Annotated in this window: 15 protein-coding genes and 1 pseudogene; 14 read left to right on the forward strand and 2 right to left on the reverse strand. The window is 71.1% G+C overall.

The annotated features are described in order from the left end of the window. Nucleotides 1-452: 452 nt before the first annotated feature. The 10 genes from EST92_RS08720 (at nucleotide 453) to EST92_RS08765 (ending at nucleotide 11,282) form a co-directional block, all read left to right on the forward strand. Nucleotides 453-1,280, forward strand: a complete 828-nt coding sequence (locus tag EST92_RS08720) for a phytanoyl-CoA dioxygenase family protein (protein ID WP_129280360.1) — start codon at nucleotides 453-455, stop codon at nucleotides 1,278-1,280. A gap of 385 nt (nucleotides 1,281-1,665) precedes the next feature. Beyond that, the gene (locus EST92_RS08725; protein WP_129280361.1) at nucleotides 1,666-3,603 is read left to right on the forward strand and encodes an NAD-dependent epimerase/dehydratase family protein; all 1,938 of its coding nucleotides are present in this window, start codon (nucleotides 1,666-1,668) and stop codon (nucleotides 3,601-3,603) included. Beyond that, nucleotides 3,596-4,981, forward strand: coding sequence for an MFS transporter (locus tag EST92_RS08730; RefSeq protein ID WP_129280362.1), 1,386 nt, complete (start codon nucleotides 3,596-3,598; stop codon nucleotides 4,979-4,981). Before EST92_RS08725 ends, EST92_RS08730 begins: the two co-directional genes overlap by 8 nt. Nucleotides 4,982-5,040: 59 nt before the next feature. Then, complete coding sequence (locus EST92_RS08735) at nucleotides 5,041-6,300, forward strand: nucleotide sugar dehydrogenase (protein ID WP_129280363.1); 1,260 nt, start codon at nucleotides 5,041-5,043, stop codon at nucleotides 6,298-6,300. 12 nt (nucleotides 6,301-6,312) lie between these two features. Next, on the forward strand, nucleotides 6,313-6,690 hold the full coding sequence (locus tag EST92_RS08740) for a hypothetical protein (protein ID WP_129280364.1): 378 nt from the start codon (nucleotides 6,313-6,315) through the stop codon (nucleotides 6,688-6,690). A 53-nt stretch (nucleotides 6,691-6,743) separates the two neighbouring features. Then, on the forward strand, nucleotides 6,744-7,514 hold the full coding sequence (locus EST92_RS08745; protein WP_129280365.1) for a glycosyltransferase: 771 nt from the start codon (nucleotides 6,744-6,746) through the stop codon (nucleotides 7,512-7,514). 683 nt (nucleotides 7,515-8,197) lie between these two features. Beyond that, nucleotides 8,198-8,965: a HisA/HisF-related TIM barrel protein gene (locus EST92_RS08750; protein ID WP_129280366.1), complete on the forward strand. Its 768-nt coding sequence runs from the start codon at nucleotides 8,198-8,200 to the stop codon at nucleotides 8,963-8,965. A gap of 21 nt (nucleotides 8,966-8,986) precedes the next feature. After that, nucleotides 8,987-9,691 (forward strand): HAD family phosphatase, encoded by a 705-nt coding sequence (locus tag EST92_RS08755; protein WP_129280367.1) that lies wholly within the window; start codon nucleotides 8,987-8,989, stop codon nucleotides 9,689-9,691. A 37-nt stretch (nucleotides 9,692-9,728) separates the two neighbouring features. Continuing rightward, nucleotides 9,729-10,007 carry a MoaD/ThiS family protein gene (locus EST92_RS08760; RefSeq protein ID WP_129249526.1) on the forward strand — a complete coding sequence of 93 codons (279 nt, stop codon included), beginning with the start codon at nucleotides 9,729-9,731 and terminating at the stop codon, nucleotides 10,005-10,007. 3 nt (nucleotides 10,008-10,010) lie between these two features. Continuing rightward, the gene (locus EST92_RS08765; protein ID WP_129280368.1) at nucleotides 10,011-11,282 is read left to right on the forward strand and encodes an MFS transporter; all 1,272 of its coding nucleotides are present in this window, start codon (nucleotides 10,011-10,013) and stop codon (nucleotides 11,280-11,282) included. A 90-nt stretch (nucleotides 11,283-11,372) separates the two neighbouring features. Here EST92_RS08765 and EST92_RS08770 read toward each other — a convergent pair whose 3' ends face one another. Continuing rightward, the gene (locus EST92_RS08770) at nucleotides 11,373-12,491 is read right to left on the reverse strand and encodes a PP2C family protein-serine/threonine phosphatase (RefSeq protein ID WP_129280369.1); all 1,119 of its coding nucleotides are present in this window, start codon (nucleotides 12,489-12,491) and stop codon (nucleotides 11,373-11,375) included. A 184-nt stretch (nucleotides 12,492-12,675) separates the two neighbouring features. On the opposite strand from EST92_RS08770, the gene EST92_RS08775 reads away from it, so the two are divergent. From EST92_RS08775 to EST92_RS08785, 3 genes are all read left to right on the forward strand, one after another. Beyond that, nucleotides 12,676-13,884, forward strand: a complete 1,209-nt coding sequence (locus tag EST92_RS08775) for a 4-hydroxybenzoate 3-monooxygenase (RefSeq protein WP_129280370.1) — start codon at nucleotides 12,676-12,678, stop codon at nucleotides 13,882-13,884. Nucleotides 13,885-14,585: 701 nt separating this feature from the next. Then, nucleotides 14,586-15,419 (forward strand): hypothetical protein, encoded by an 834-nt coding sequence (locus tag EST92_RS08780; RefSeq protein ID WP_129280371.1) that lies wholly within the window; start codon nucleotides 14,586-14,588, stop codon nucleotides 15,417-15,419. 34 nt (nucleotides 15,420-15,453) lie between these two features. After that, nucleotides 15,454-15,777, forward strand: a complete 324-nt coding sequence (locus EST92_RS08785; RefSeq protein WP_129280372.1) for a putative quinol monooxygenase — start codon at nucleotides 15,454-15,456, stop codon at nucleotides 15,775-15,777. A 15-nt stretch (nucleotides 15,778-15,792) separates the two neighbouring features. Here the strand turns inward: EST92_RS08785 and EST92_RS08790 are convergent, their stop codons facing one another. Further along, nucleotides 15,793-17,112, reverse strand: a complete 1,320-nt coding sequence (locus EST92_RS08790; RefSeq protein ID WP_129280373.1) for a phosphoribosyltransferase family protein — start codon at nucleotides 17,110-17,112, stop codon at nucleotides 15,793-15,795. Between the two features lie 131 nt (nucleotides 17,113-17,243). Here EST92_RS08790 and EST92_RS08795 point away from each other — a divergent pair. Further along, nucleotides 17,244-17,535, forward strand: a pseudogene (locus EST92_RS08795) (TIGR01458 family HAD-type hydrolase); the annotation flags it as partial.

Here is a 17,535-nt window from a genome sequence, read left to right on the forward strand (position 1 = left end):
AGAATTACCCATCTCGTTCTCCGGGAATGGGCGCGGGTGGGGGCCGCTTGACTGCCACGAAATCCGTATGCAAAAATTTTCGACGTTGTGAAGATCAACTTGCCAACGGGGGGCCTATTGGGCTGGATGGGGTTCGTTGGGGAATGGCCAAGCCTTCCCGTTGTTGTCAGGTTCTTGGAACATTAAATTCCGTTTTTTGCTCACACTTGCCGGGTGCCCTGTGCCATATGCGTGGCAGGCCCCTGGATTGTTCCGTATTCTTGCCCCTCGATGGGGCTCGCCCACCCTTCGATTGCGGCCGTCCGGCCCCAGTTGATGTCCTCCGTAGTTGATGTCTTCCGTCCATCAAGATCATCGAAATAGTGATGGACGCTGTTCTTCTCATGCGCACGACCCCTGGTCGGGTACGTCGGCACGGCCGGGGGAAGCAACTGCCGAGAAAGGGTCTCGCAATGGCGCTGAGTACTGATCTCGAACGGACGCAGGTATTCCAGCAGGACGGGTTCGCCTTGACCGGAGAGCTGCTCTCCATGGCCGAGGTGGAAACCTACCGAAATATCTATGACCGCCTCTTGAGCGGTGAGATAGAAAGCGGCGACAAGCGCTCCGACCTCGCTTCCCATGTTCCGCGGCGGGAGGGGGTCCGGGAGAACATCACCCAGATCATGTGGCCCTCGGCGCTCTACGCACCGCTGAAGGATCTGCCGCTGCACTCCCGGGCGTTGACGATGGCACGCGAACTGATCGGCGACGATGCCGTGCTGGACTTCGACATGCTGATTCACAAGGCGCCGCACACCGGGGTGGCGACCCCATGGCATCAGGACGCGGCCTACTGGATCGATCTGCCCGATACCCGGGCGGTCTCGATCTGGGTTGCGCTCGACGACGCCACGGTGGACAACGGCTGCATGTGGTACATCCGGGGTTCGCACCAGAAGCCCATTCGCCCCCACCGGCCGACCAGCGACGGCCGCAACATCGAATGCGACTGCTCCGAGGACGAACCGGGCGCGACCGCGGTGCCGTTGTCACTCGGCGAGGGAGTCGCCCATGCCGGCGGTACGCTGCATTACTCCCGCGGCAACATCTCGGACCGGACCCGGCGCGCATGGATCCTCAATTACCGCCCCGCCGACATGATTCGGCTGGAGCGGGAACAGGGCATGGATCACGGCCTTGAGAACAATGAACGCATGGTGCGCAATGCCGATGCCGCAGATGCCGCAGATGCCGCCGATGTCGTCGAGGGAGTCGATGCGTTCGCTTCCGGCGGCTGAGGCGTCGGCTTCCCCGTGCATAAAGCTGTGGCCCCAGTCCACGGTGAGTTCCGACCTCTGTAGGTGAGGGTCGCTCTTCCTTTCCCGTGGTCTTGCAGTTTCCCGGACTGCGACCCGGCGGCCACTTACGCGCTGCTGCGGGTCTGTGTGGTCTCTCCTGCGCCGGTTCGGGAGATCTCCGATGTCGTCGCCGACTGTCGGCCTCTGACTGCTGTCTACGGCCGAGGTCTCAGACTGTTGTCGGCTGCCGGCATCGCTGGCCGGTATCGCTGACGTGGGATCAAGAAAGCCGTCGTTCCGAACTCTGCGACGTCGACAGATCCTCCCCGCTCTCCCTTCCCTTTCCCCCCTTTCGCCGCCCCAGTTACTCTTGCGAGGTAGTGCAATGGATCCCCTGAGCCATCCGTCCGCGTCGAATCCGGCCACCTCGACGGCGCTCACGCACGGGCCGGTCAAGCTGAGTGGTGCGGTGATGGCGCATCCCCGGCGGGCCGAGGCGGCCCGGTTACTCGCGGGCCGGGACGCGCAGGGCCGGGTGGCCGTGGTGCTGGACCCCGACCCCGAGGGGCCCCCGACGGCGCTGCGCACCGCCGATCCGGCGTGGAGCTGCGTGGCACAGGACGCCACGCACCATCTGGTGCTGCAGGACGACGTGGTCCTCGCCGAGGGATTCTTCGCGCATGCGGAGCGCGTCGCGGCGGCGGTGCCGCACGAGGCCGTGGCCTTCTACGCCGGCTGGGAAGGGCGCAACGGTGCCGTGGTGCGCCTGGCGGCCCTGACGGGCGCGCAGTGGGCCTACGCGCTCCAGGAACACGTGCCCTGCCTGGCGTTGCTGCTCCCGGCCCACGTCGCCCGGGGATACGCGCAGTTCGCGGCCGAGCACGGCGCCGGCTGGCCCTACGACGTGGTGATGCAGCGCTACCTCAACGTATGCGGCGTCCCCGTGCGCCTGTCCGTACCGAGCACGGTGGACCACACAGAGGTGCCCAGCATCGCCGGCAACAGCACCCACGGGTGGCGGCGGGCGGCCCACTGCACCAGTGAGGCGGCCGGACCCACGACGTACGACTGCGCCGATTTTCCGGTCGTCCCCTTCTACCAGTACGGCGAGGCCCGGTGCGCGGTCCAATACGGGACGGAGCGGGAGTACGTCGAGACCGAGCGGTACCTCCAGCGCATCGGCCTGCTGGAGCACAGCCATGCGGCCTTCGCCGCGGCCGGGCCGTCTCGGCTGTCCGAGCAGGTGGCGAGGGCGGTGTGGATGACGGGGTTCGCCCTCGGCACCGTCGTGGCCGGCCTCACGACCGAGGCACCGGACCCGTCGGTGGCGCGGGCGGTGATGGAATCGCTGGGACCCGGCGGTCTGTGTGAGGACTTCACCGCCGAGGAGCTGAACGAACTCGTCCCTCCTGTAAGGGACTTGGGACTGGCCGCGTTGGAGGAGGGACGCCGGGCCGGGAGCCGCGGCGCGGGTCCTGCGGCGGAGGCGCCCGCCGCCCGGGTCGCCGTCACCGGGGGCGAGGGCGGCTTCGGCCCGCAACTGGCCCGGCTGCTGGGTGACGTGGGGCGGCACGCCGGGCATTTTCCGCACCCCGTGACCGGCAAGGACCTGGACGGCGTCGCGCACCTGGTGCACCTGGGCTCCCCGGCCACGGCTCCGGGCCGCCTGGCGGACGTGCTGGCGGCCGCGGAGGAGGCAGGGGTGGAGCGGCTCGTCTACGCCGGTTCCGCGGCGGTCTACCGCGGCAGCGGGGAGCAGGTCGTGACGGAGGAGACGTTGACGGGACCGCCGCACGACCCTGTCGCCCTGGCGTGGTGGCGCGAGGAGGAGCAGTGCCGCCAGTGGGGCGAGCGGAGCGGAATCCCGGTGCAGGTCCTGCGGCCGGCCCAGCCGGTGGGGCCGCACGCCCCCACCGACACCACGCCCGCGCAGTGGATCCATCGGGTGTGGACGCGTAAGCCGCTGTACCTGTGCCCGCAGCGGCAGCACCAGGTCGTGGACTACCGGGACTTGGCGGGCGCGGTCGGCGCCGTCCTGGCGGCACGGCCGCAGCACCCGGTGTTCCACGTCGCCTCAGGGACGTACGAAGAGGAGGAGCTGGCCGAGCTGATCTCGGTCGTGGCCCGCCGCACCCCCTGGGAACGGCTCTCCGACCCCGGGGCCCGGCAGCCGGTCATGGCGACGGATCTGATCGGCACCGCGCTGCACTGGCAGGGCTCGGCCTCGCTGTTCGACGGTATGCGGGCGCTGGCCCAGTGGCTCGCCTGCGACACCCACGGCACGGCCACCGGCGGCCCGCGGCGGGCTGACGGCGATGGCTGAGCAGGCGCCGGCCCGGGCCGAGGCCGCGGCGGACGGGCTGTTCTCCCGGACGTACGCGGCCGCCACGGCCAGCTTCGCCGGGGTGATGTTCCTGACCGGGTTCGCCGCGCTGGCGGTGGTGCCCACCCTGCCGGTGGCCGCACAGGACCTGGACGGGGTGTCGCTCTATCCGATGGTGGCGGGCTGCTTCGTGGCCGCGAGCCTGCTCGGTGGGGTGCTCGGCGGCGGCTGGGCGGACCGGGCGGGGGCGCGCCGCCCGCTGGCCGCGGGCCTGGTCCTGGCGGTGGTCACCCTGCTGGTCTCGGCCACCAGCACCTCCATCTGGCAGCTGGCGGCCGGGCGTTTCCTGGACGGGGTGGCGGGCGGGATGGTCGCGGTGTCGATCAACACCGCCATCGGCCAGGCCTACCCGGACCGCCTGCGGCCCCGCGCCCTGGCGCTGATGAGCACCTGCTGGATCGTCCCGTCGCTCGCCGGCCCTCCGCTGGCGGGACTGGTGGCCGCCTGGTGGTCCTGGCGCGCGGTGTTCTTCGGCCTGGCCGCGCTGACCCTGCTGCCGGCGCCGGCCGTCGTGGCGATGCTGCGCAGCCGCTCCGGGCAGGCCGCGCCCGAGCCGCCGGACGCGCGGACGCCGCGCCCCGCCCTGCTCGTCGCGGCGGCGGTGAGCGGAGGCGCGGCGCTGGCGCAGTACGGCATTTCGGGCTGGGACCTGCGCCATCTGGTGTGCACGGCGGCGGGGCTCGCCCTGCTCGCGGTGTTCGCCACCCGGCTGCTGCCGCCGGGCACCTGGCGTGCGGCGCGCGGCCTGCCCGCCACGGTGCTGCTGCGCGGGCTGGCGTCAGGTGTGTACTTCACCCTGGAGGCCTTCGTTCCGCTGTTGCTCGACACGGTCCGGCGGGTGCCCGCCGCGGTGACCGGCCTGGCCTTCACGGGCGCGGCCATCGCCTGGGCCGGTGCCTCGTGGGTGCAGGGCCGCCTGCACGAGCGCTGCCCCCGCCACCGCCTGGTCGCGGCCGGTGCGCTGCTGCTGGCGGCGGCGGTCGCGCTCGCCACGGCCGGCACGCTGCCCGCGCTGCCCGCCCTCACCGCCGCCTCGGCCATGCTCCTCGCCGCCGTCGGTATGGGCCTGCTCGTCCCCTCGCTCACCCTCCTCTCCCTCTCGCACAGCCCGCCCGGCCGGCAGGGCTACGCCAGCAGCGCGATGCAGACCACCCAGAACCTGGGCCAGATCACGGTCATGGGCCTGGCCTCCGCGCTGTTCCACGCCGGACTGGGCGCGGGCGCCACCGGTCTGGCCGGCTATGTCGCCGCCTTCGGGCTGCTGCTCGTGCCGAGCGTGCTGGCTGCCCTGCTCGCCGCCCGTGCCCGCACGGTGTGAGCCGAGCGCCCTCCCCGTAGACCTGCTTCTCCGTCGATAAGCATCAGAAAGGGACAACCGTGCGCAGTGACTTGGTCGTCATCGGCCTGGGGTACGTCGGACTGCCGCTCGCGCTGGAGGCGTGCAGATCCGGGCTCACCGTCACCGGCCTGGACCGTGACGCGGAAACGGTGGCGCGGCTCACCGCGGGCACCTCCCACATCGGTGACGTCGCCGACGACGAGGTCGCCGCCATGCGCGCGGCCGGCTTCACCGCCACGGCCGACGAGGGGGTGCTCGCGGACGCCGCCGCGGTGGTGGTGTGCGTGCCGACCCCGCTGAGCGCCCACAGCGGCCCCGATCTGGCGATGGTCGAGGCCGCCTGCGCCGCGGTGAGCCGGCAGTTACGGCCCGGCACGCTGGTGGTCCTGGAGTCGACCACCTACCCGGGCACCACCGACGAAGTGGTGCGCCCGATCCTGGAGCGCTCGGGGCTGCGGGCGGGGACCGACTTCCACCTGGCCTTCTCCCCGGAACGCGTCGATCCGGGCAACAAGCACTTCGGGATCAAGAACACCCCGAAGATCGTCGGGGGGTACACCCCGGACTGCACGGCCGCCGCCTGCGCCCTCTACGGCAAGTTCGTCGACACCGTGGTCCAGGCCGGCGGCACCCGTGAGGCCGAGATGGCCAAGCTCATCGAGAACACCTACCGGCACGTCAACATCGCCCTGGTCAACGAGATGGCGGTGTTCTGCCACGAGCTGGGGATCGACCTGTGGGACGCGATCGCGTGCGCGTCCACCAAGCCCTTCGGCTTCCAGGCGTTCCGCCCCGGCCCGGGCGTCGGCGGCCACTGCATCCCCATCGACCCCAACTACCTGGCCCACAAGGTCCGCACCCTGGGCTATCCGTTCAGAATGGTGGAACTCGCCCAGGAGATCAACACACGGATGCCGCGCTACGTCGTCGAGCGGGCGCAGCAACTGCTCGACCGGGCGGGCAAGACCCTCAGCGGGGCCCGCGTGCTGCTGCTCGGCGTCACCTACAAGGCCGACGTCGCCGACCAGCGCGAAACCAGCGCCCGCCCCGTGGCACGGCGCCTGCGCGCGCTGGGCGCCCACGTCGCCTTCCATGACCCCTATGTGTCCCAGTGGGAGGTCGACGGTGCCCCCGTGTCCGCCGCCCCCGATCTGCCGCAGGCGCTGATGGAGGCCGACCTGGTGATCCTGCTGCAACAGCACCGCTGCTACGACCTCGACGAGATCGCGCACCACGCCCCTCTGCTGCTCGACACCCGCGGCAGCGCCCCCGCCCGCGCCCACGTCGAACTCCTGTAGAGGGAGGCGGAGTTGTCTGCGCACGCGGTACAGGCCGCCTGCTACGGAATCGGAGCGATCTACCCCGTGGTGATCCTCGACGAGGTCCACCGATGGGCCCGGCCGACCCACCCCGGCCTTCCCGAGCGGCAGCCCGGAGAGGGCCACGGCATGCTCGTGCTGCGCTGGACCGGGCCGCAGGGCGAACACGTCGCGGCCCCCGGGCTGCTCGCGGCCGCGGCGGCCCGGGCGCCCGCCCTGCCGGCCTCCGGCGGCGAACTCCTCGCCTATCAGCAGTCGTTGCCGCACGGTCTCTACCTGACCACGCTGCCCGCCGAGTTCGTTCTCGGGCCCTGGGAGCAGCGGCCGGGTGCCGCCTGCGCCCCCGGCTTCCTGCACCGCTCCGCATGAGCCTCCTGTCCGCCCGCACCCGCCCCGTCCCTTGCCGCGAGGAAGTTCCTGCCGTGCCCCTTACGCCTGCCGACGTCGCCGTCATCACGCCCACCCGTCTGCGGCCCGAGCGACGCCCCTACCTGATGGAGCTGTACGAGAGCCTGTGCCGGCAGGACACCTCGTGGGAGTGGCTCGTCTCCCTGGACGGCGTTCCGTTGGCCGAGGTGCCCGCCCGGCTCCGGGAGGACCCCCGGGTCCGCGTGGTCGACCTCCCCCGGGCGGTCGGCGCCGGCGCGGCGCGGAACTTCGCACTGAACGAGGTCTCCGCCCCGTGGTGCACCACGGCGGACGACGACGATCTGCTCCCCGAGGGGTCGCTGTCGGTGCGCCTGGCACACGCCCGCGCGCACGCCCTCGGCTGGGCCGCGGGCTGGTCGGCCGACCTGCATCCGGACGGCTCGACGGTCACCTGGCACTGCCCGACGCCGCCTGGCTTCCACGCCCCCGGTGAGGTGTGGGGGTACTGGAGGTCGCCGGAGGCCACCATCCCCCTCGGACCGACGACGCTGCTCGCACGGACGGACCTCATCCGCGGCTGCGGTGGCTACGCCGCGCTCCCGCAGGGCGAGGACTACGCCTATCTGGTCGGCGTCACGGGTGCCGCCCGTGGTGCCCTGGTGCCCACCGTCGTCTACCACTACAGAAAGCACCCCGAACAGATGACGGCTCAGCCCGGCTATCCGCTGCTGGAGTCCCGCGCCCGGCAGTTCGCCTACCGCCAGGGCGAGCACCTGGCCGCGCGGTACGAAGCGGCGCGCGAGCGCAGCCGTGTGGCCTCGTGACGGGCGCCGTGGGGGAGTCGTGCCGTACGACCGCCGGCGCTGCGTGCGGGCCAGACGTCGGGCGTCAGGCGTCGCGGGTCAGGCCTTGTCGGGCCGGGCGGGACTTTGCGGACAGGCCCGGGAGGCTTTCCTATGAGAAAGGAGGGAAATGGCCCGCGGCACCCTGAATGGACAGCATCCGCGACGCGTCCGGAATCATTCGTTCACCTCTGTGTCGGCATGGCATTCGGCAGAGGGATTCGGCCAATTGAGAGGACTCTCTTGGTCAACATGGGGGTGGGGTTTCGGCCGCTGGCGGAAAGTCAGCTGTGAACAGAAGATGAATCCCAGGTCAGGGCAATGGCCGGAGCCGCTGGATCACGATTCCTTGATGACCGCTTGGTGCGGTGAATCCTCCAGCGGTACCTGTCATGCCCGGCCACCCCGCAATCCGTGCAGTTCACAGGGGTGTGGTCGGTCCCGGAATGATCCGCGCCGGTCAGCTCAACCGGCTTTTGGCAGTTGACAGTTGGGCGTGCCCGGACCCAAGATCCATCCGTCGATTCACACCGCGGACATCAACTCGATGAGTGGAGAGTTCGGCGGTCGCGGTATGACGCACACATTCGTGAACGGAAGAGTTTGGTGCCACTGATTCCACTCGAACCATGTCGTTGCTCTTTCAGATCCCCAAAGGAGAACTTATGTCAACGGCTGCCGTAAGTGCTGCTGTTACCACTGATCCCTGGCTCTCCCTCCGTGGCCGCGAATTCCGGTCCCGGCTCATCCTTGGCATTGAGCAGTACACCGACCCCACGCTCGTCAGCGAGGTCCTGCGCAGCGCGGCGTGCGATGTCTTCATCACCACCTTCGACCTGGAACAGACCAAGCCCAGCCTGCTGATGTCGGACCTGGACGACGCCGTCGGGCTCGACGACTACGTGTGGATCGGGACCACGTCCTTCGCCCGCTCCCAGCAGGACGCTCTGCTCACCGCGCGCCGGCTGCGGGACTCCTACGGCATCGACATCATGAAGCTCGATGTCCGCCCCTCGGACAACCTGCCGCACAACGCCCAGACCGTCACGGCGGCAGCGGAGCTGATCGCGGAGGGCTTCGACGTCCTGCCGTTCATCCTGCCCGACCCCGCCACGGCCGTCGCCCTGGAGCAGGCCGGCTGTGCCGCCGTCCGCATCATGTGTTCGCCGGTCGCCAGCGCCCGGGGCGTGGTCGACGAGCGCGCGGTGCGGGAGACGATGGCTGCCGTCTCCATACCGGTGGTGCTGGAAGGCGGCCTGGGCACTCCCGCCCAGGTGGTCCGTGCGATGGAGCTCGGTGCCGACGCAGTACTCGTCAACACCGCCGTCGCGCAGGCTCCTTCACCCACCAAGCTCGCGGAGTCCATGCGGTTGGCGGTGGAGGCCGGCCGTCTGGCAGCCGATCAGGACCTCGTCGGTCCGCTCGACAAGTAAGGCAATACCGGAGGTATCACTGTGCAGTTTTCTGGCGTGCTGTTCGACATGGACGGCGTCCTGGTCGATACGGACCAAGCCGTCGCCGACCTGTGGAACGGGCTGGCCTCGGAGTACGGACTGACCATCAGCGAGGGGGAGTTCGCGGCCCACGTGTACGGCTGCGTCCCCGAGCACACCGTCGAGACGGTGTTCGCCCCGCTCGCCGAACAGGACCGGGCGAAGGTCTTGACCCGGGTGCGTGAGTCCGAGCCCGACCTTGCCTTCACGCCGGTGCCCCATGCCTCCGCACTCGTGCACGACCTGGCCGGCGCGGGCGTACCGCTGGCCCTCGTCACCGGTGCCTCGGCAGCCCGAGCGGACCGCGCGCTGCGGACGCTCGGGCTGACGGGCCTCTTCGGCACCACCGTGACCTGGGGCGAATCGGCCCGTGGCAAGCCCGCGCCGGACTGCTACCTGCTGGCCGCCCGCCGGCTGGGCATCCCGCCCGTCGAGTGCCTGGTCTTCGAGGACACCTCGGGCGGGGTGCGTGCGGCCACCGCGGCCGGCGCCACCTGCGTCGCGGTGAGCCCTCTCGACCCGGCGCCCCTGCGGGCCGGCGGGGCGCGCCACATCGTCCCGGGTTTCGAGGCGGTGTCGTTCCGCCGGCACGCGGCCGGGGCGGTGCTCGACGTGGCGGGCCAGGAGGACATGCAGTTCGCTCCACTGCGGGGCACCACCCGGTGACCCCGACCACGGCAACCCACACAGAAGGGGGCTCACCATGCCGGTGACAGTCCGGATTCCCACGGTCCTGCGCTCCTACACCGCCGGCGCGGCAGAAGTGTCGCTGAACACGGGCACCGTCGGCGAGGCATTCACCGCCCTTGAGGGCGATTTCCCGGGCATTTGCTCACGCATCCTGGACGACGACGGGAAGTTGCGCCGCTTCATCAACGTCTACGTCGAGGACGAGGACATCCGCGGGGCCGACAGCCTGGGGACCGTCACCCCGGACGGGTCGAAGATCTCCGTCATCCCCGCGGTCGCCGGAGGCTGTTGACCTATGACCGTCCCGCGACGACGCGGCCCCACCGCCCCTCGCGGGACGGTCGAGGCCGACTCGTGCGACTTCTCCGCCCGCCGCGACGGGCCGGTCTTCCGGCGTGATCGCCTCACCGCCCTGGGGTACACCAGCCTGGCGGCATACGCCTACTGCCTGTACGCCCTCGCCCCCTTCCTCACCCTTCTCCGGCGTGACCTGGGCTTCAGCTACCTGGTCATGAGCCTGCACTCCACCACGTTCGCCGCCGGCAGTGTGCTGTCCGGGCTCTTCTTCACCCAGGCGCTGCGCCGCCTGGGCCGGCACCGGCTGTTCTGGCTGTCCGTGATCGGCACCGCAGGTGGCGTCGTCCTGCTCGCCGTCGGCCACACGGTCGCGTTCACCCTCGCCGCCACGGCCCTGCTGGGCCTCACCGGACCGATGCTCCAGACGTCCAGCCTCGCCCTGCTCTCCGTCCACCACTCCGCGCACCGGGACCGGGCGCTGGTGGAGGCCAACGCGACCGCCAGTCTGGCCGCGGTGCTCGCCCCCGCCGTGATCGGCTCCTTGGGCGGCAGCGACAGCGGCTGGCGGGCGGGGCTGGTGCTGCCGGTCGTCGCCCTCGCTCTCCTCTACGCGCTGGGCCGGGGCAGGCCCTTGCCCGACCAGGAGGGCCCCGCCGCGGGCACCGTGCGCCCAGGCCGCTTGCCCGGCCGCTTCTGGCTGCGTTCCGCCGCTCTGGGCGCCGCGGCCGGCATCGAGTTCGGGACGGTCTTCTACGGAGCGCCCCTGCTGGTGAGCCGCCTGGACCTCAGCATCAGCCATGCCGCCACCCTCATGACCCTCTTCGCCGTGGGCATCCTGATCGGGCGTACGGCGGGGAGCCGGCTGGTCAACGACCAGGGCAGGGCGCCCCGGTTGCTGGCCGGCTCCCTCCTGCTCACCGCGGCGGGGCTCGGCGTCTTCTGGTCCTCGCACGAGCTCGTGCTGTCCAGCGCCGCGCTGCTGATCGCGGGAGCGGGAGTGGCCAACCTCTTCCCGCTCAGCTTCTCGCACGCCATTGCCGCCGCGCCGGACCGTTCCGACCTCGCGGCCGCCCGCAACCAACTCGTGGTGAACTCCGCGATCATGGCCGCACCGCTGGCGCTGGGGGCACTGTCCGACCGGGTCGGGGTGTCGTCCGCGTTCGCCGTGCAGGCCGTGCTGATCGTCGCAGCGCTGCTCCTGGTCACCGTGGACCGACCGGACTCGTCCGGCGGTGCGGGCCGTAATCCGCTTCCGGCGGACGAGGGGTGAGCGGACAGGGGTTGAGTGGACAGGGGTTGAGTGGACAGGGGTTGAGTGGACGGGTGTTGAGCGGACGGGGTTGATCCGCGCCGGGGCCCGCTACGCCGGGGCGCCGGGTGGTGCGGCGATCGCGATCGCGGCCGCGTCGTCGCCCAGGGTGCCGCCGGCGTACCGGAGCAGATCGTGGTGGAGCCGGCGCACCAGGGCCGTGGGGTCGGTCTCGTTCCAGGACGTGAGCCGGTCGATCAGCGGATAGAACGTGCCGGAGCGGTCCCTGGCCTCGATGACACCGTCGGTGTAGAGCAGCAGCAGATCACCGGGCGAAAACCCGAACCGCTCCACCCGGTAATCGCTCTCCGAGGGGGCGGTCAGGCCCAGGGGGAGGGCGGGCTCGGCGACCTCCAGGATCTCGACGGTGCCGTTCCGCAGCCGCAGCGGCGGCGGATGCCCGCAGTTCACCATCTCGATGAACGGGCCGTCGTTGCGGACGTCGACGACCAGGGCGGTCACGAACGACTCCGCGGATTCCGGCCCGGCGCCGTCGAGCTGGGTCGTGTTCCAGTACACGGAATTTCCCAGGTGCGCCACGATGCCGGGCAGCGAAAGGTTGCGGTACGCGGACCCGCGGAAGGCCCCGACCAGCACCGCGGCCTCCCCGACGGCGGCCATCCCCTTGCCGCGGACATCGCCGACGACCAGCCGGGTCGCGCCCGGTGCGGGCACCACCGCATACAGGTCGCCGCCGATCTGGGCCTCGGCTTCCGCCGCGAGGTACGTGGACGCGATCCGCAGCCGTCCGGCGCGGTGGGGCAGCGGCCGCAGCAGCACCTCCTGCGCCGCGGCTGCCACCGACCGCACCTGGTGCAGCTGCCGCTCGCGTCGGTCGCGGAGGTAGCGGAACACCGTGACGAGGACGGAGATCACGACGAGCGCGGCGATCTGGGCCTGATGGTTCGGTGTGAGCAGACCGCCGTGCAGCTCGCCGATGACGACCTGGGCCCCCACGGCGAGGACCCCGACCGCGCCGGTGACACCGGCACCGGCGAACGACGCGGTGATCGCGGGCGCCGCCACCAGGAACGGTCCCAGGTGGATGGTGGTCGGGGTATTGATGTCGATCACCGTGATCACCGCGATGAGCAGGAGCGGGAGGGCGATCAGCCCACGGCCCAGCCGCCAGGGTCGGCCGGAGGAGGTGAGACCGCGCCGGACGCTCATATCTCTTCCTTACACCTGTCCCGCCCCCCGCGCCCGGCAGACCCGGGCCACCGGAACGACGCAGCGTGTCCGCCCGGCGACAGCAGGTCATGATCGGTCGATTGCCGGGGCGCCCGATCGCCCGGCGCCGCCAACCGCCATACTGCCTGCGATCTTTCTCCCCGCTCCGAAGGGAACCCGCGGCGTGTCCTCCACCACCTCCCTCCTCCGCACACGAACCGACGTCGTCATCGTCGGTGCCGGCCCCGCCGGGCTCACCGTGGCGAACCTGCTGCGCGCCGCCGGGGTCGACTGTGTGGTGCTGGAGGCGGAGAGCAGGGAGTTCATCGAGCAGCGGCCGCGGGCCGGGTTCATGGAGGAGTGGGCAGTGCGGGCACTGGAACGGCACGGGCTCGCCGACCGGCTGCTCCAACGGGCTGCCACGCAGGGGGAGTTCGAGTTCCGCTTCGACGGGAAGCGGCACACCGTCCGGACGGCGGAGCTGTCGGGGCGGCGTCACTTCGTCTATCCGCAGCCGCTGTTGGTCACCGACCTGCTCGCCTCCTACGCCGATGTGGCGGGCGGGGACGTGCGCTTCGGGGTGCAGGACGTGCGGCTGCACGACATCGACGGCGAGCGGCCGGCGGTGTCGTACACCGACCCGGCGACCGGCGACCGGCACCACCTGGCCTGCGATGTCATCGCGGGCTGCGATGGCGCGCGCGGAGTCACCCGGGCGGCGATACCCGCCGACCGCGCGGTCCTCACCCGCCATGACCACGGTGTCGCCTGGCTCGCCCTGCTCGCCGAGGCGCCGCCGTCCGCGGACGGTGTGGTCTTCGGCATCCATGAGCGCGGGTTCGGTGCCCATATGGCCCGCAGCCCCGACGTCACCCGCTACTACCTCCAGGTCGCGCCCGGCGAGGACGCCGGCAACTGGTCGCACTCCAGGGTGTGGAGCGAGCTGCACATCCGGCTCGCCGCCGCCGGCGCCCCACCGCTCACCGAGGGGCCGTTGATCGAGAAGGTGGTCCTGGACATGCACGACTACGTGGTGGAGCCCATGGTGCACGGCCGTGTGTACCTGGCGGGCGACGCGGCGCACCTGGTCGCGCCGATCGCCGCGAAGGGGATGAACCTCGCGATCCATGACGCCCTGCTGCTCGGTGATGCGCTGATCGCGCACTACCGGGGCGACGACAGCGGTCTCGCCGGATACTCGCAGGCATGTCTGCGGCGGGTCTGGCAGTACCTGGAGTTCTCGCAGTGGCTCTCGGAGGTGCTGCACGGCGCCTCGTCCGGCGGCCGGTTCCAGGCGGGCACGGCGCGGGCGCGGCTGCGGCGGCTGCTGGGGAGCGAGTCCGCGGCAAAGGCGTTCGCCGGGATCTACCTCGGGGAGGAGGCCGATCTGTGAGGCCGTCGCGCACCCGCCGAGCAGGGACGTCGTGGGGTGATTCACACCTCGGGGCGGGATGAGCCGCGTAGGGCCGGGTACGGGGCTCCGTGATCGCCGGGCAGGATACCGTGGTGAAGTGGTAGAAATGCGGCGAAACATATCGCTGAGAACGTCAGGAAGGGGACGCCATGTCATCGAAGCGCCGTCGTAAGAAGAAGGCCCGTCGCAAGAACGGTGCCAACCACGGCAAGCGGCCGCAGTCCTGAAGCAGGGACGGTGACCGGCTCCCGCCGAGGGGCCACCCGTGGGCTCCTGGCCTCCGCGTCTCAGCGGAGACCAGGAGCCCACGCGCGTGTCCGGAGGACGCGGCCGCTTCGCCGGTCCCCGCCCCGACCCTCCACTCCAGCCCGGCAGGCGGCCGGAGTTGAGCGCGGAACGGCGCCGGAGCGGCGCGGTGGGAACGGCAACTGCCTTGCGGAACACGGAAGAAGACCTCATGCGGACAGCATCGCGCGTCCGCGCCGCGCTGCCGTCCGGGATCGCCCTGACCCGTCCCTGAACCACCCCCGAGGTGCCCCGCACGCCAGGCCGAAGGCCCGTCCGCACCCGTCCGTACTCCTCCGGCTGCCGCGCCTCCCGGGCCGCCCGGCGCCCGAGTAGAGGGAGCCGCCGCGGCGGTTTAACGTGAAAGGAGTTGCACCCGAGGAGGGGCTGCTGCCATGTCACCCGGCCGGACGGAGACCGCCGCCGACGGGCGGTTGTCGCAGTTTCTCGACAGCCCCGTCGTCGGAATGGCGCCCTGGATCGCCATGTCCGTCCTCGTCGGGCCGGGCCGCTACGAGCTGGCGGTCGGCATCGCCCTCGCGCTGGCCGTGGCGATCGTCATCGTCGGCCGCGTACGCCGTCCCGGCACGTCCTTCAAACTCCTCGAAGTGGCAGATGTGGTTTTCTTCGCGGTGTTGGCGGTCATCGGCATCACCGCCTCCGCGGGCACCCACCGCTGGCTGGAGAACTACTCCGGGGAAATCTCGAACATCGCGCTGCTGGTGATCGCCCTCGGATCCATGGCGGTCCGGATGCCGTTCACCCTGCAGTACGCCAGGGAACAGGTGCCGCGGGAACTCTGGCACGAGCCGGCATTCCTGCGGACCAATTACTACATCACCGGTGCATGGGGTGCCGCATTCGGAGTGGCGGCGATATCCGGCGCCTACGGCGACCTCGTCCTGCACAATTCCAATAACCTGTGGACGGGCTGGGTCATCCAGATCGCGGCCATTATCGTCGCGCTGCGGTTCACCCAGTGGTACCCGGAGGTCGTACGGGCCCGGGTACGGCAGGGACGGAAGGTGCCCGGTCCGCCGGAACCCCCCGTCAGCAGCCTGCTCATCCCGCTGGCGGGCTATCTGACCCCGGTGGGCATCCTCGTGCTCGCCTTCGACGCCGGACCGACATGGCTGGGTGTGGCACTGATCGTGCTGGGCGTGCTGCTCGTCAAATCGCTGACCCGCACCCCGGAGACCGGGGCCGGGACCCGGACTCCCCCGGGGTGACGGATGCCTGCGCCAGGTGACCTATCATCGCTGGATGATCTTCATTGTCGTCAAGTTCCCCGTAAAGCCCGAATACGCGGACGAGTGGCCGCAGCACGTCGAATCCTTCACCCGCGCCACCCGCGCCGAGCCCGGCAACCTGTGGTTCGAATGGTCCCGCAGCATTGCTGACCCCAACACCTATGTCCTGGTCGAGGCATTCAAGGACGACGCGGCCGAAGCGCATGTCAATTCCGACCACTTCCGCGCCGGGATCGAGCGGATGCGCCCGCTGCTGCGCCACACCCCCGACATCGTGAGCACCACCATCGAGGGTGCGGACGGCTGGAGCAAGATGGGCGAACTCACCCTCGATTGAGCCCGACCGAGGGCGCTACACCTGCTTCACCAGGTGGGTGAGGAACCAGTCCCGGGCGAGGTCGGCGACCTGCTGGAGGGCGCCGGGTTCCTCGAAGAGGTGGGTGGCGCCGGGGACGATCTCCAGTTGGTTCTCGCAGCGCAGTGCCGTCTGGGCCGCGCGGTTGAGCTCGATGACCATGGTGTCGTTGCCGCCCACGATCAGCAGCGTCGGCGCCCGTACGCCGGACAGGTGCGGACCGGCGAGGTCGGGGCGGCCGCCGCGGGAGACCACCGCACCGACATCCGCGCCGGAGCCGGAGCCGGCGGCGGCCCGCAGTGCCGCCGCGGCTCCGGTGCTCGCCCCGAAGTAGCCGACCGGGCCCGCGGTGCGGCCGCGCAGCCAACCGGTGGCGTCCGCCAGCCGCCCGGCGAGGGTTTCGATGTCGAAGACCTTCGCCCGGTTGTTCTCCTCCGCCGGTGTGAGCAGGTCGAAGAGCAAGGTGCCCAGGCCCGCGTCGTTCAGGGCCGCGGCGACCAGCCGGTTGCGCGGGCTGTGGCGGCTGCTGCCCGAGCCGTGCGCGAACATCACCACCGCCTCGGCGCCCGCCGGCACCATGAGGTCCCCGGTGAGACGGACCCCGGCGGCGTCGATCGCCACCTCCTGCTCCACGTCCTCGTCCACCGCCGGCCCCTCCGGCGTGCTGGCGGATTCCTCGGGGCCCTCTGCGGCCTGCGCCAGCAGCGAGACGACCTCGTCGTCCGGGGTCTGGGAGAAGTCCCGGTACCACTCGCCGACGGCGGAGAAGGCGAACGGGGTGGAGAGACACACGAATTCATCGAGGGCGGTACGCAGCCGCTCGGCCGCGTCCGGTGGCGCCACGGGCACCGCCAGCACCACCCGGGCCGCGCCCTGCGCCCGCGCCACCTCGCAGGCGGCCGCCGCCGTGGCACCGGTGGCGACCCCGTCGTCCACGACGATCACCGTCCGGCCGTCGAGCGGGAGCCGCTGCCGCCCGGCGCGGAAGCGCTCCGCCTGCCGCGTGAGTTCCGCCGCCTCGGCATGTTCCACGGAGGCCAGATCCGACTCCGTGAGCCGGCCGCGGCGGACGATGTCGTCGCTGATCACCCGTACGCCGCCCTCGCCGATGGCGCCGAAGCCCAGCTCGCGCTGGTAGGGGACGCCCAGCTTGCGGACCACGATCACATCGAGCGGTGCGTGGAGCGCCCGCGCCACCTGGAAGGCCACCGGGACCCCGCCTCGGGGCAGGCCCAGTACGACGGGATCCTCCCCCTCCAGGTGCCCCAGCGCCTCGGCCAGCCGGCACCCCGCGTCCGCGCGGTCAGTGAACAGCACGTTGCACCCCCTACCAGGGGAGACGGAAGCTGCGTCCACACCTCACCTTCGAACTAACACCGTCCCGGGGGGACACGCAAGTCGGGCCCGCGCTGCCCGCGGCCCTGGCCGGTCGTGGTTACCGTCGGCGTATGAAAGGAATCGGAGCGGTCCTGATCGACATCGACGGCGTGCTCACCGTCTCCTGGAAAGCGCTGCCCGGTGCGGTCGAGGCGATGGAACGGCTGCGCGCCGCGGATCTCCCACTGGTCCTGGTCACCAACACCACCTCCCGGACCCGCGCGGCGGTCGCCGGACGTCTGGTCCGGGAGGGCTTCCCGGTCGGTGCCGACGACATCCTGACCGCGCCCACGGCCACCGCCGCCTACCTGCGCGCCCACCATCCCGCCGCGCGGTGTCTGCTGATCAACAGTGGTGAGGTCG

The sequence above is a fragment of the Streptomyces sp. TM32 genome (assembly GCF_004122755.1).
Lineage (GTDB): Bacteria > Actinomycetota > Actinomycetes > Streptomycetales > Streptomycetaceae > Streptomyces > Streptomyces sioyaensis.

Coding starts and splice junctions, on each gene's coding strand:
- EST92_RS08720 (WP_129280360.1), top strand. CDS start 453: ATGGCGCTGAGTACTGATCTCGAACGGACGCAGGTATTCCAGCAGGAC.
- EST92_RS08725 (WP_129280361.1), top strand. CDS start 1,666: ATGGATCCCCTGAGCCATCCGTCCGCGTCGAATCCGGCCACCTCGACG.
- EST92_RS08730 (WP_129280362.1), top strand. CDS start 3,596: ATGGCTGAGCAGGCGCCGGCCCGGGCCGAGGCCGCGGCGGACGGGCTG.
- EST92_RS08750 (WP_129280366.1), top strand. CDS start 8,198: ATGTCAACGGCTGCCGTAAGTGCTGCTGTTACCACTGATCCCTGGCTC.
- EST92_RS08760 (WP_129249526.1), top strand. CDS start 9,729: ATGCCGGTGACAGTCCGGATTCCCACGGTCCTGCGCTCCTACACCGCC.
- EST92_RS08765 (WP_129280368.1), top strand. CDS start 10,011: ATGACCGTCCCGCGACGACGCGGCCCCACCGCCCCTCGCGGGACGGTC.
- EST92_RS08770 (WP_129280369.1), bottom strand. CDS start 12,491: ATGAGCGTCCGGCGCGGTCTCACCTCCTCCGGCCGACCCTGGCGGCTG.
- EST92_RS08780 (WP_129280371.1), top strand. CDS start 14,586: ATGTCACCCGGCCGGACGGAGACCGCCGCCGACGGGCGGTTGTCGCAG.
- EST92_RS08785 (WP_129280372.1), top strand. CDS start 15,454: ATGATCTTCATTGTCGTCAAGTTCCCCGTAAAGCCCGAATACGCGGAC.